General features: G+C 71.3%; 13 protein-coding genes. 9 read left to right on the top strand and 4 right to left on the bottom strand.

Annotated features, from left to right (window positions below):
- Nucleotides 1-2 precede the first annotated feature (2 nt).
- The 3 genes from infB to H7I87_RS01280 are packed head-to-tail and all read left to right on the top strand — an operon-like array spanning nucleotide 3 to nucleotide 4,289.
- Nucleotides 3-2,780 carry a translation initiation factor IF-2 gene (gene infB, locus H7I87_RS01290; protein WP_003875145.1) on the top strand — a complete coding sequence of 926 codons (2,778 nt, stop codon included), beginning with the start codon at nucleotides 3-5 and terminating at the stop codon, nucleotides 2,778-2,780.
- Nucleotides 2,781-2,830: 50 nt separating this feature from the next.
- Nucleotides 2,831-3,319: a 30S ribosome-binding factor RbfA gene (gene rbfA / locus H7I87_RS01285; RefSeq protein ID WP_003875146.1), complete on the top strand. Its 489-nt coding sequence runs from the start codon at nucleotides 2,831-2,833 to the stop codon at nucleotides 3,317-3,319.
- Entirely contained in the window at nucleotides 3,294-4,289 is a 996-nt protein-coding gene (locus H7I87_RS01280) for a DHH family phosphoesterase (protein WP_104123847.1), read from the top strand. Before rbfA ends, H7I87_RS01280 begins: the two co-directional genes overlap by 26 nt.
- A gap of 17 nt (nucleotides 4,290-4,306) precedes the next feature.
- Here the strand turns inward: H7I87_RS01280 and H7I87_RS01275 are convergent, their stop codons facing one another.
- The gene (locus H7I87_RS01275) at nucleotides 4,307-4,873 is read right to left on the bottom strand and encodes a hypothetical protein (protein ID WP_033720846.1); all 567 of its coding nucleotides are present in this window, start codon (nucleotides 4,871-4,873) and stop codon (nucleotides 4,307-4,309) included.
- 58 nt (nucleotides 4,874-4,931) lie between these two features.
- On the bottom strand, nucleotides 4,932-5,681 hold the full coding sequence (locus H7I87_RS01270) for an enoyl-CoA hydratase (protein WP_033712657.1): 750 nt from the start codon (nucleotides 5,679-5,681) through the stop codon (nucleotides 4,932-4,934).
- Nucleotides 5,682-5,751: 70 nt separating this feature from the next.
- Between H7I87_RS01270 and H7I87_RS01265 the strand changes: the two genes are divergently transcribed.
- Together H7I87_RS01265 and H7I87_RS01260 are read left to right on the top strand one after the other, a co-directional pair.
- The gene (locus H7I87_RS01265) at nucleotides 5,752-6,021 is read left to right on the top strand and encodes a DUF2277 domain-containing protein (protein ID WP_033718064.1); all 270 of its coding nucleotides are present in this window, start codon (nucleotides 5,752-5,754) and stop codon (nucleotides 6,019-6,021) included.
- Nucleotides 6,018-6,578: a DUF1802 family protein gene (locus H7I87_RS01260; RefSeq protein ID WP_009978046.1), complete on the top strand. Its 561-nt coding sequence runs from the start codon at nucleotides 6,018-6,020 to the stop codon at nucleotides 6,576-6,578. The genes H7I87_RS01265 and H7I87_RS01260 overlap by 4 nt, the downstream gene beginning before the upstream one ends.
- Here H7I87_RS01260 and H7I87_RS01255 read toward each other — a convergent pair.
- Both H7I87_RS01255 and H7I87_RS01250 read right to left on the bottom strand, forming a co-directional pair.
- Nucleotides 6,537-8,264, bottom strand: coding sequence for a CocE/NonD family hydrolase (locus tag H7I87_RS01255; protein ID WP_033727172.1), 1,728 nt, complete (start codon nucleotides 8,262-8,264; stop codon nucleotides 6,537-6,539). The two genes, H7I87_RS01260 and H7I87_RS01255, sit on opposite strands and share 42 nt — an antisense overlap.
- A gap of 3 nt (nucleotides 8,265-8,267) precedes the next feature.
- On the bottom strand, nucleotides 8,268-8,858 hold the full coding sequence (locus H7I87_RS01250) for a DUF3558 domain-containing protein (RefSeq protein WP_009978043.1): 591 nt from the start codon (nucleotides 8,856-8,858) through the stop codon (nucleotides 8,268-8,270).
- 129 nt (nucleotides 8,859-8,987) lie between these two features.
- On the opposite strand from H7I87_RS01250, the gene pptH reads away from it, so the two are divergent.
- From pptH to H7I87_RS01230, 4 genes are all read left to right on the top strand, one after another.
- Nucleotides 8,988-9,953, top strand: a complete 966-nt coding sequence (gene pptH, locus H7I87_RS01245; RefSeq protein WP_003878665.1) for an ACP phosphodiesterase PptH — start codon at nucleotides 8,988-8,990, stop codon at nucleotides 9,951-9,953.
- Nucleotides 9,950-10,627, top strand: coding sequence for a 4'-phosphopantetheinyl transferase PptT (gene pptT / locus H7I87_RS01240; protein WP_011725616.1), 678 nt, complete (start codon nucleotides 9,950-9,952; stop codon nucleotides 10,625-10,627). Before pptH ends, pptT begins: the two co-directional genes overlap by 4 nt.
- Nucleotides 10,624-11,520 carry a tRNA pseudouridine(55) synthase TruB gene (gene truB, locus H7I87_RS01235; RefSeq protein ID WP_024637200.1) on the top strand — a complete coding sequence of 299 codons (897 nt, stop codon included), beginning with the start codon at nucleotides 10,624-10,626 and terminating at the stop codon, nucleotides 11,518-11,520. Before pptT ends, truB begins: the two co-directional genes overlap by 4 nt.
- Before the next feature lie 132 nt (nucleotides 11,521-11,652).
- A complete protein-coding gene (locus H7I87_RS01230) occupies nucleotides 11,653-12,843 on the top strand; it encodes a lipid-transfer protein (RefSeq protein WP_009978037.1) in 1,191 nt (396 codons plus the stop codon).
- Nucleotides 12,844-12,850: the final 7 nt, after the last annotated feature.

The raw sequence follows: 12,850 nt of genomic DNA, 5'->3' as shown, positions 1-12,850 counted from the left end.
TAGTGGCAGGTAAGGCCCGCGTACACGAGTTGGCAAAGGAACTCGGTGTCACCAGCAAGGAAGTCCTCGCCCGACTGAATGAACAGGGCGAATTCGTCAAATCCGCGTCGTCGACGGTAGAAGCGCCGGTGGCGCGCCGGCTGCGCGAGTCCTTCGGCGGCGGCAAGGCCGCCGAAGGCGCCGCGAAGGCACCCGCCAAGGCCGCGGCCAAGGGCGACGCGAAGACCGCGGCCAAGGGCGACGTCAAGGCGCCCGACAAGGCGCTGGACGCCGCCCTGGACAACGCGATCAAGGCCGGCGGCAACGGCGAGGCGGCCGCGCCGCCCGCCCAGCCCGGCGGCACCGCGACCACCCCGGCCGCGCAGGCCACGCCCGAGGCCCCGGCCCGACCGGGGCCCGCTGCCGCGCGGCCGTCGGCGCCGGCTCCCGGGCAGCCCAAGCCGCCCGCCCCGGGGCAACCGCCCCGCCCGGGCGCCACGCCGGGCCCGCGTCCCGGCCCGGCACCCAAGCCCGCCGCCCGCACGCCGCGGGTCGGCAACAACCCGTTCTCGTCGGCCCAGCCGGTCGATCGGCCCATCCCGCGCCCGGTGCCGCGTCCTGGAGCGCCCCGCCCGGGTGCGCCGCGGCCCGGCGCGTCGCCGGGCAACATGCCCCCGCGCCCCGGCGGTGTCGGCGGCCCGGGCCGCCCGGCGCGGCCCGGAGCCCCGCGGCCCGGCGGCGGCCGGCCCGGTGGGCCCGGCGGTCGTGACGGCGGCGGCGGCAACTACCGCGGCGGCGGCGTCGGCGCCCCGCCCGGTGGTGGCGGTGGTTTCCGCGGCCGCCCCGGTGGTGGCGGCGGTGGCCGTCCCGGGCAGCGCGGCGGTGCGGCCGGCGCGTTCGGCCGTCCCGGTGGTGCGCCGCGGCGTGGCCGCAAGTCCAAGCGGCAGAAGCGTCAGGAATACGACTCGATGCAGGCCCCGGTCGTCGGCGGCGTGCGGTTGCCGCACGGCAACGGCGAGACCATCCGGCTGGCCCGCGGCGCGTCGCTGTCCGACTTCGCCGAGAAGATCGACGCCAACCCGGCGTCGCTGGTGCAGGCGCTGTTCAACCTCGGCGAGATGGTGACCGCCACCCAGTCGGTCGGCGACGAGACGCTCGAGCTGCTGGGCAGCGAGATGAACTACAACGTTCAGGTCGTCTCGCCCGAGGACGAGGACCGCGAGCTGCTGGAGTCCTTCGACCTGACCTACGGCGAGGACGAGGGCACCGAGGAGGACCTGCAGACGCGGCCGCCGGTGGTGACCGTGATGGGTCACGTCGACCACGGTAAGACGCGGCTGCTGGACACGATCCGTAAGGCCAACGTCCGCGAGGCCGAGGCCGGCGGCATCACCCAGCACATCGGCGCCTACCAGGTGACCGTCGAGCACGACGGGGTGGAGCGCCCGATCACCTTCATCGACACCCCGGGTCACGAGGCGTTCACCGCCATGCGTGCCCGCGGCGCCAAGGCCACCGACATCGCGATCCTGGTGGTCGCCGCCGACGACGGTGTCATGCCGCAGACGGTGGAGGCGATCAACCACGCGCAGGCGGCCGACGTGCCGATCGTGGTGGCGGTCAACAAGATTGACGTCGAGGGTGCCGACCCGCAGAAGATACGCGGGCAGCTCACCGAATATGGTTTGGTGCCAGAGGAATTCGGCGGCGACACGATGTTCGTCGACATCTCCGCGAAGCAGGGCACCAACATCGACCAGCTGCTGGAGGCGGTGCTGCTGACCGCGGACGCCGCCCTGGACCTGCGCGCCAACCCGGACATGGAGGCCCAGGGTGTGGCGATCGAGGCGCACCTGGACCGTGGCCGCGGGCCGGTGGCAACGGTGTTGATCCAGCGCGGCACGCTGCGGGTCGGCGACTCGATCGTCGCCGGCGACGCCTACGGCCGGGTGCGGCGCATGGTCGACGAGCACGGCGACGACGTCGAGGAGGCGCTGCCGTCGCGGCCGGTGCAGGTCATCGGGTTCACCTCGGTGCCCGGCGCCGGGGACAACCTGCTGGTCGTCGACGAGGACCGGATCGCCCGGCAGATCGCCGACAAGCGCAGCGCCCGCAAGCGCAACGCGCTGGCGGCACGGTCGCGCAAGCGGATCAGCCTGGAGGACCTGGATTCGGCGCTGAAGGAAACCAGCCAGCTCAACCTGATCCTCAAGGGCGACAACGCCGGTACGGTCGAGGCGCTGGAAGAGGCCCTGATGGGCATCCAGATCGACGACGAGGTGGCGCTGCGGGTCATCGACCGCGGTGTCGGTGGCATCACCGAAACCAACGTCAACCTGGCGTCGGCGTCGGACGCGGTGATCATCGGCTTCAACGTGCGCGCCGAGGGCAAGGCCACCGAGCTGGCCAACCGCGAGGGCGTGGAGATCCGCTACTACTCGGTGATCTACCAGGCGATCGACGAGATCGAGAAGGCCCTGCGCGGCATGCTCAAGCCGATCTACGAGGAGAACCAGCTGGGCCGCGCCGAGATCCGGGCGATCTTCCGGTCCTCCAAGGTGGGCATCATCGCCGGCTGCATGATCACCTCCGGGGTGGTGCGCCGCAACGCCAAGGCCCGGCTGCTGCGGGACAACGTGGTGGTCAGCGAGAACCTCACGATCAATTCGCTGCGCCGGGAGAAGGACGACGTGACCGAGGTCCGCGAGGGCTTCGAATGCGGTATGACGCTGGGCTATTCCGACATCAAGGAAGGCGACGTCATCGAGTCCTACGAGCTGGTCCAAAAAGAGCGCACCTAAGCGGTAGCGCCCAGGGAAGCGAAGTGATGAGGAGGAGGCGGTGAATCCGAATGCCTGACCCGGCGCGGGCCCGCCGTCTGGCCAAGCGGATCAACACGATCGTCGCCTCGGCGATCGAGTTCGAGATCAAGGATCCCGGACTGGACGGCGTCACCATCGTCGACACGAAGGTGACCGCCGACCTGCACGACGCCACGGTGTTCTACACGGTGATGGGACGCACGCTGGACGACGAGCCGGACTACGGCGCCGCCGCGGCCGCGCTGGAGCGGGCCAAGGGCGCGCTGCGCACCATGGTCGGGGCCGGCACCGGCGTGCGTTTCACCCCCACCCTCACGTTCACCCGCGACACCACGTCCGACAGCGTGGCGCGGATGGACGAATTGCTGGCCCGGGCCCGCGCCGCCGACGCTGATCTGGCGCGGGTTCGGTCCGGCGCCAAGCCGGCTGGGGAGGCCGATCCATACCGGGAGAGCGGATCGGGCGTCGAGCCCGGCCGGGACGGGAGCATCGGTGACGACGACCAACCCGAATACTGAGCTGACCGGCGTCCGCGTGGATGCGCACGGCGCCGTCGAGTTGCTGTCGCGGGCGGGCACCGTCGCGGTGATCGCGCACGTGCATCCCGACGCCGACACCATCGGGGCCGGGCTGGCCCTGGGACTGGTGCTGGACAAGTGCGGCAAGCGGGTCGAGGTGAGTTTCGCCGAGCCGGCCGGGCTGCCCGAGTCGCTGGCGTCGCTGCCCGGCTGCCGGTTGCTGGTCAGGCCGGACGAGATCCGGCGCGACGCGGATTTGGTTGTCACCGTTGATGTTCCGAGCGTCAAGCGGCTGGGCGTGTTGAGTGAGTTGGCGGTCACCGGCCGCGAGGTGCTGGTCATCGACCACCACGCCTCCAACGACGTGTTCGGCACCGCCAATTTCATTGACGTGGCGGCTGATTCGACGACGATGATGATCGCCGACATCCTGGACGCCTGGGGCAAGCCCATCGACCCCGACGTCGCGCACTGCATCTACGCGGGCCTGACCACCGACACCGGCTCGTTCCGGTGGGCCAGCGCCCGGGCGCTGCGGCTGGCCGCCCGGCTGGTCGACATCGGCGTGGACAACGCCGCGATCAGCCGGGCCCTGATGGACACTCATCCGTTCGGATGGCTGCCGCTGCTGTCGCGCGTGCTGGCCTCCGCGCAGCTGCTGCCGGACGCGGTCGGGGGCCGCGGCCTGGTGTATGCCGTTGTCGGCAACCAGGATTGGATCAGCTCACGCCCGGAAGAAGTCGAGAGCATCGTCGACATCGTGCGCACCACGCAGCAGGCCGAGGTGGCCGCGGTGTTCAAGGAGATCGCGCCGGGGCAGTGGTCGGTGTCGATGCGGGCCAAGGCGCAGGTCGACCTGGCCGCGGTGGCCTCCGGGTTCGGCGGCGGCGGGCACCGGCTGGCGGCCGGCTACTCGACCACCGGCTCGATCGAGGACGCGGTGGCCTCGCTGCGCGGCGCCCTGGGGTAGCACGGCTTGCCAGGTTCTCAGAACGCCCAGCTGCCCGAGCGCTGCACGACGAACCCGTGGTCGCCGCTGGTGGTGTCCAGGCAGGCGATGAGGTGGTCGGCTCCCACCGCGCAGGTGACGTTGAGGTAGGTCAGCTTCTGGCCGGCGCCCAGCGTTTTGCCGCCGGACGGCAGCGGGGCCGGATTGCCGTCGCACCCGCCGTAGGACATCCGGCTCAACTGGTAGCCCGGCCCCTTGAAATCGACGGTGCCCAGCACGCAGTCGCCCGGGCGGGGCCGGCCGCCGGGGAAGGGCACGTCGTCCATCCCGGACATGTCGCCCTTGCACTTGATGTCCTGGGACGGCTGCGGCACCGGCGCCGGCCCGCCGTAGAAGTCGCAGGCCACGGCGTAGGGGGTGGAGAAACCGATCCGCGGCGGGCTGCCCGGCGCGCCGCTGGTCAGGTAGCCGTCGGACGGGACGGCGGTGAAACCGTCCAGGTTGGGGAAGCCCGGCGGCTGCGCGACCGCCCGCGGCGCCACCGCGGCGATGGCCGCCAGCGCGAGCCCGCCGAGCACCCTGGTGACGCCGACCACCGCACGCATCTGCTGATCGTATTGGGTCGGCGGGATGAGACCCAACGGAGCGCCCGGTCGGTGCCGGTCAGCGGACCTGGGAGCGGCCGCGCGCCAGCACCGCCTCCCGGTTGGCGGCGATGTCGTCGCCGCTGGTCCGGAACTGCCGGGCCGCCATGGCCTCCTGCCACAGCCCCGCGCTGGTCTGCGCGTCGTCGATGCGGTGATAGGAGGCCAGCAGCGCGCGCACCGCGTTCTGGTTGTTCCCGACGATCGAGGCCGCCACGGCCCGGGCGGCGCCCAACAGCTGGTCGTGCGGCACCACCTCGGTGACCAGCCCGGCCCGCAGCGCGTCGGCCGCCGACAGGTAGTCGCCGGTCAGGCTCATCCGGCGGGCCAGGCCGATGCCGACCTTCTGCGGCAGCCGCACGCTCAGCCCCCAGGTGGGCAGCAGGCCGACCCGGGCGTGCGTGTCGGCGAAGCGGGCGTTCTCCGAGGCGATCAGGATGTCGCAATACAGCGCCAGCTCCAGCCCGCCGGTGACCGCGGCGCCGTTGATGGCGCCGATCACCGGCTTGGTCAGCGCCGGCCAGCGCGGCGAGATGTCCGGCAGCGCCGACGAGCCGCCCAACTCCTTGAGATCCAGCCCCGCGCAGAACACCGGATCGGCGCCGGTGATGATGACGACGTCCACGTCGTCGTCCGTCTCGGCGTCGGCCAGGGCGCCGAAGAAGCGGTCCCGCAAGGCCGCGGACAGCGCGTTGCGGGCCTGGGGCCGGTTGAGGGTGAGGGTGCGCACCCGCTCCTCGGTGTTGCTCAGCAGGATCTCGTCGGTCATGCGTTTACCGTAGCCAGCCGGCCGATGCGAGCGGAGGCGGTCCCTGGCCGCAGCGCTTATGGTTGGACCCATGTGCCGGAACATCACCGAACTGCGCGGTCTGCAGCCGGCGGCCACCGCCGAGGAGATCGCGGCGGCCGCGCGCCAATACGTGCGCAAGGTCAGCGGCATCACCCGCCCGTCGGCGGCCAACGCCGACGTTTTCGAGGCCGCGGTCGCCGAGGTCACCGAGGCCACGACGCGGCTGCTGGCCGCGCTGCCGCCGCGGCGTCAACCGCCCAAGACGGTCCCGCCGCTGCGCCGGCCCGAGGTGATCGCGCGATTGGCGGGAGCGAAATGACGCTCGCCACAACGACTCTCGCGCTCAAGGAGTGGAGTGCGGCGGTGCACGCGCTGCTGGACGGGCGGCAGCGGGTGCTGCTGCGCAAGGGCGGCATCGGGGAGAAGCGGTTCGAGCTGGCGGCCGGCGAATTCCTGTTGTTCCCGACGGTCGCGCACAGCCACGCGCAGCGGGTGCGGCCCGAGCATCAAGACTTGCTGGCGCCCGCCGCCGCCGACAGCACCGACGACGAGCTGGTGATCCGCGCGGCCGCGAAAGTCGTTGCGGCGGTTCCGGTCAACCGGCCGGACGGCCTGCCGGCCATCGAGGATCTGCACATCTGGACGGCCGAGTCGGTGCGCGCCGACCGGCTCGACTTCCGCCCCAAGCACAAGCTGGCCGTGCTGGTGGTGTCGGTGACGCCGCTGGCCGAGCCGGTGCGGCTGGCCCGCACGCCGGACTACGCCGGCTGCAAGAGCTGGGTGCAGCTGCCGGTGCACGCTCGGCTGGGGCCGCCGGTTCACGATGACGAAACGCTAGCCGCAGTCGCCGACCGCGTCCGCGACGCCGTCGGCTGACGGCTCAGCCGGCCCGACGGGCAGCAGCAGCCGGGAGCGCCCGTAACGCACGCTGTGGGTGACCGGGGTGAGCCGCCGGGCGGTCAGTACCGGTTCGCCCGAGCCCAGATTGTGCGCGTAGCGCGGTGACCAGCTGCCGGCGATCAGCAGCCGGATGCGCGAGCCGGCCCGGAAGCGGTGGGCCGTGCCGTCCAGTTCGAGGCGAATGACCTTGTCGGCCTGAGGTTTTGCCGCGGCGCTGAGCCGCCGGTAGGTCTCGGTGACGTTGCGCGACCGGCCCGCTGCGTCGACCTCGCTCACCCGCACGAACAGATCCGCGTGCGGATGGTCGGCGCCGTGCGCGAGCTCGACGACCGGGTTGCCGTACACGTACAGGTCCTCGGTGAGGGTGGCGCTGGTGAACGCCAGCACGTCGTCGCGGGACGCCAGCCGGGTGTCGTCGCGGTAACCGCCGTTGGGGGACAGCAGCGGACCGCCGGTGGTCGGCGTCGGGTGGGCCGGGTCGTAACGAAAGGTGGCCGGCGCCAACCCTTTCAGGCTCGGCGCCGTCTCGCCCAGGTAGCCGCCGGGGCGCAGGTACAGCGCGCGCTCGGTGGTGGCCGGGGGCCAGTCGGGTAGGCGGCGCCAGGCGCGGGCCCGGTCCACGCCGGTGACGTAGACGTGCACCCGGCCCGCCCGCCGGCCGGGCGCGTCACCCAGGTGGGTGTCCAGCCACTGCAGCGACTCCCGGGTGCAGACGCCCAGCCCGGTGGTGAGCAGCTGGGTGTGGGTCCAGGGGCCGACGGTGAGCGCGACGTCGACGCCGCGGGCGCGCAAGTGCGCGTACTGTTGCAGGGTTTGGCGGATGAAGAGGTCCTGCCAGCCGCCCACCAACAGCACCGGCACCCGCACCCGGTCCAGGGCTTCGTTGCACCGCAACGAGTTCCAGAACGGATCGGACGGGTCGGCGTGTTCGATCCAGGATTCGAACCAGGGCGCGCCGGTGCCCAGCAGCGCCCGGGCGGCCTCGCCGAGCGGCACCCCGGCCGCCGCTTCGGCCACCTTGCGGCGGGCCCGCAGCTGGTGCAGCGCGGCCCGGGCGCGCACCGGGTCCTCCTGATGCGACACCATGTCGCTCCAGCCGAGGAAGTCGTTCACGGCGAACGACCCGGTGCCCCAAGTTGATTCGTTGAAGTCGTGCGGACCGACCATGATGACGGCGGTGGCCATGTCCGGCGGCGGGTCCTGCAGCAGCGCCCACTGCGTGAACCCCAGATAGGACATTCCGATGGTGGCGAAGCGGCCGGTGAACCAGGGCTGTTCGCGCAGCCATGCCACGGTGTCGGCGCCGTCGGCGACCTCGTGGGCCATCGGCTCGAACACCCCGCCCGAGCCGAACGTTCCGCGCACGCTTTGCAGCACAACGTGATAGCCGCGCGCCGCGTACAACCCGCCGAACACCAGCGCGAACGGAAACCCGCGTCCGTAGGGGGCGCGCACCAGCAGGGTGCCGGCCGGCGCGGAGGTGGCGGGCGCGTAGTGGTCGGCCACCAGCTCGACGCCGTCGCGCATCGGCACCGCGACCCGCCGCACGGTGTAGTCGGTGGTGGCCGGAGGCAGGCCCAGCAGCCGGCCGGCGGCCCTGCCGCCGAGGTGTCGCAGCGTGTGCAGCGCCGGCTGTGCCGGGCGAAGTGAAGTCAGACTCACGGCCTAGAACTTGTAGTAGGGGGCCAGGTCGTTGGCGCGCTGCAGATTGGTCTGCATGCAGTCGACCTCGGGATTGGAGTAAACGGTCGAGTAGTACAGCGCCTGCTGCAGCACGCCGTAGCTGGTCTTGAACGCCACCATGCAGGAGTAGAACCAGTAGCTGTTGTGGTAGGTGGGCTTGAGCACCCAATACTGCGCGGCGCGGTGGCCGGCGATCGTCGTCTCGACCGCGTCGGCGGGCAACGACTGCTCGTAGGTGCGCCAGATGATCGGCTCGACGGCCACCTGGTAGTTCCCGGCGTCGAAGTGGCAGCGCAGCCCGTCCTCGTGTTCGGGTGGCGTGAAGGCCAGCCCCAGCCCCTGGACGGCGTCGAACGGGATGTCCTCGCACGGGTCGAACGGGCGCGGGTCGGTGGTCGCCACGATGGGGCTCTTCATGGTGGTCTCCAGCGGCTGGGCGGTCGATCGCAGCTCGACGGGCCCGGCGGCGCCGCCGTCCGGCGCGGGTGGGGCGCTCAGCACCCCCGCGGTGCCCGCGATGGCCGCTGTGAGCAGCGCACCCAGCGCCCCCAACAGCCGAACATTGGCGAACACGACACCCCCTGACGCCTCAGCGGTTCCTTGCCGGGAGTGTACAAGTCGGGTGCGCGGCGTCACAGCCCGACAAGAACTTGTTCCAATCGGAGCGGGGGTGGCGCGGTGGAGTCGTTAGGGTGGGGAGTCGTGGCAGGCCAGGAATCGAGCAACGCGGGACAACCGACGCTGTGGGCGGTGTCCGACCTGCACACCGGGCATCTGGGCAACAAGCCGGTCACGGAGTCGCTGCACCCGTCGTCGCCGGAGGACTGGCTGATCGTCGCCGGCGACGTCGCCGAACGCACCGACGACATCCGCTGGGCCCTTGACCTGCTGCGACGGCGGTTCGCCAAGGTGATCTGGGTGCCGGGCAACCACGAGCTGTGGACCACGACCCGCGACCCGGTGCAGATCTTCGGCAAGGCCCGCTACGACTATCTGGTCAACATGTGCGACGAGATGGGCGTCATCACGCCCGAGCATCCGTTCCCGGTGTGGACCGAGCGCGGCGGCCCGGCCACCATCGTGCCGATGTTCCTGCTCTACGACTACAGCTTCTTGCCGGACGGTGCCGCAAGCAAGGCCGAGGGCCTGATGATCGCGCGGGACCGCAACGTGGTGGCCACCGACGAGTTCCTGCTCTCCCCGGAGCCCTATCCGACCCGGGAGGCGTGGTGCCGGGAACGGCTGGAGATCACCCGCGCCCGGCTGGAGGCGCTGGATTGGATGACGCCGACCGTGCTGGTCAACCACTTCCCGCTGGTACGCGAGCCGTGCGACGCGTTGTTCTACCCTGAGTTCTCGCTGTGGTGCGGCACCACCAAGACCGCCGACTGGCACACCCGCTACAACGCGGTGTGCTCGGTCTACGGCCACCTGCACATCCCGCGCACCACCTGGTATGACGACGTGCGGTTCGAGGAGGTGTCGGTGGGCTATCCGCGGGAGTGGCGGCGCCGCAAGCCCTACGGCTGGCTGCGCCAGGTGCTGCCGGATCCCCAGTACGCGCCGGGCTACCTCAACGACTTCGGCGGTCACTTCGAGATCACTCCCGAGATGCGCCGGCAGGCCACGCAGTTCCGGGAACGGTTGCGGCAGCGGCAGTCACGATGACGGGCACGCTGGTCTCCTCGGTGCTGCCCGCATCGGACGGCCTGGCCTACTCGGAGGTGTACTCCGATCCGCCGGGGTTGGCCCCGCTGCCCGAGGAGGAGCCGTTGATCGCCCGGTCGGTGGCCAAGCGGCGCAACGAGTTCATCACGGTGCGGCACTGCGCGCGCATCGCGCTGGGCGAGCTCGGCCTGCCCCCGGCGCCAATCCTCAAGGGCGAGAAGGGAGAACCCCGCTGGCCCGACGGCGTGGTGGGCAGTCTCACCCATTGCACGGGCTATCGCGGGGCGGTGGTGGGCCGCACCGGCGCGGTGCGCTCGGTGGGCATCGACGCCGAACCGCACGACGTGCTGCCCGACGGGGTGCTGAACGCCATCAGCCTGCCCGCCGAACGTTCCGAGATCCCGTCTGCCCTGCCCGGGGATCTGCATTGGGATCGAATCCTGTTCTGCGCCAAGGAGGCAACGTACAAGGCCTGGTTCCCGCTGACGCGGCGCTGGCTGGGCTTCGAGGACGCCCACATCACCTTCGAGGCCGATCACCCGGGCGCGACGACGGGCGGTTTCGTCTCGCGGATCCTGATCGATCCGGCGGCGCTGTGCGGCCCGCCGCTGACCGCGCTGTCCGGCCGGTGGTCGGTGGCGCGCGGGCTGGTGCTGACCGCCATCGTGTTATGAGCCCTCCGGGCCTGGTCGTCGTCGACAAGCCGGCGGGAATGACCAGTCACGACGTGGTGGGCCGGTGTCGCCGGATCTTCGCGACCCGACGGGTGGGGCACGCCGGAACGCTCGACCCGATGGCCACCGGCGTGCTGGTGCTCGGCGTGGAGCGCGCCACCAAGATCCTGGGCCTGCTGACCGCGGCCGCCAAGTCGTACTCGGCCACCATCCGGCTGGGCCAGGCCACCTCCACCGACGACGCCGAGGGCGACGTGGTGCGCAGCGTCGACGCGCGGCACCTGACGAGCCAGGCGATCGAGGCGGCGGTGGGCGGGTTGCGCGGCGACATCCACCAGGTGCCCTCGACCGTCAGCGCGATCAAGGTGGCCGGCAAGCGGGCCTACAAGCTGGTCCGCGAGGGCCAGGCCGTCGAGCTGCCGGCCCGCCCGGTGCGCATCGACCGGTTCGAGGTGCGCGACCTGCGCGCCGCCGGTGAGTGCGTGGACGTCGACGTCGAGGTGGACTGCTCGTCGGGAACCTACGTTCGGGCGCTGGCCCGCGACCTGGGCGCGGCGCTCGGGGTGGGCGGGCATCTGACGGCGCTGCGGCGCACCCGGGTCGGGCGCTTCGGGCTTGAGCAGGCGTATGGGCTCGACGAGCTGGCCGAGTGCCCGCGGCTGAGCTACAGCCTGGACGAGGCATGCCTGCTGATCTTCGGGCGCCGCGATTTGTCCGCCGACGAGGCCGAGGCCGCCGGCAACGGCCGGGCCCTGGCGGCGGCCGGGATCGACGGAGTGTATGCCGCCTGCGCCCCCGACGGCCGGGTGATCGCGCTGCTGCGCGACGAGGGCGCGCGGACTAGATCGGTCGTCGTCATCCGCCCGGCGACGATGCAGGACGGTACGTCCTGAGGAGGAGTCGGGCCATCGGGTCCAGCCCGGCGACGCTTTAGCCGCCCGGCCCACGCTTTAGCTGCCCCGGCCCAACGGTTGGTCGGGCCACGTTGCACACTGAGAGCCTGAGCCGTTGGGAAGGGGACAAAGATGTCCAACAAGGTTTACGTCGTCGGCGTCGGCATGACGAAATTCGAGAAGCCCGGCCGCCGCGAGGGCTGGGACTATCCGGGCATGGCGCGCGAGTCGGGGACCAACGCGCTGGCCGACGCCGGCATCGACTACCGCGAGGTGCAGCAGGGCTACGTCGGCTACGTCGCCGGCGACTCGACGTCCGGCCAGCGCGCGCTCTACGAGCTGGGCATGACCGGCATCCCGATCGTCAACGTCAACAACAACTGCTCCACCGGTTCGACCGCGCTCTTCCTGGCCGCCCAGGCCATCCGCGGCGGGCTCGTCGACTGCGCGATCGCGCTGGGTTTCGAGAAGATGCAACCGGGCTCGCTGGGCGGCGGCGCCCAGGACCGCGAATCGCCGATGGGCCGCCACGTCAAGGCGATGGCCGAGATCGACGAGTTCGCCATGCCCGTCGCGCCGTGGATGTTCGGCGCCGCCGGCCGCGAGCACATGCGCCAATACGGCAGCACCGCAGAGCATTTCGCCAAGATCGGCTATAAGAACCACAAGCATTCGGTGAACAACCCGTTCGCTCAGTTCCAGGAGTCCTACACGCTCGAGGACATCCTGGCCGCGCGGATGATCTCCGATCCGCTGACCAAGCTGCAGTGCTCGCCCACCTCGGACGGCTCGGGCGCGGCGATCCTGGCCAGCGAGGCGTTCGTCGACAAGCACGGGCTGGCCGGCCAGGCGGTGGAGATCGTCGGCCAGGCCATGACCACCGACTTCGCCTCGACGTTCGACGGCAGCGCGAAGAACCTCATCGGCTACGACATGAACGTCCAAGCCGCGCAACAGGTTTACGACCAATCCGGGTTGGGGCCGCAGGATTTCCAGGTGATCGAGCTGCACGACTGCTTCTCGGCCAACGAACTTCTGCTCTATGAAGCCCTCGGCTTGTGCGGCCCGGGCGAGGCGCCCAAGCTGATCGACAACGGCGACACCACCTACGGCGGGCGCTGGGTGGTCAACCCGTCCGGCGGCCTGATCTCCAAGGGGCACCCGCTGGGCGCCACCGGGCTGGCGCAATGCGCCGAGCTGACCTGGCAGCTGCGCGGCACCGCGGACAAACGTCAGGTCGAAAACGTCAGCGCCGCACTGCAACACAACATCGGGCTGGGCGGCGCGGCCGTCGTCACCGCCTACCAGCGCGCCGAACGCTAAGCGCGCC

It is taken from the genome of Mycobacterium timonense (assembly GCF_025821985.1).
GTDB lineage: Bacteria > Actinomycetota > Actinomycetes > Mycobacteriales > Mycobacteriaceae > Mycobacterium > Mycobacterium avium.
Note: the sequence above shows the minus strand (reverse complement) of the source record. Positions and strands in the feature narration are given on the sequence as shown.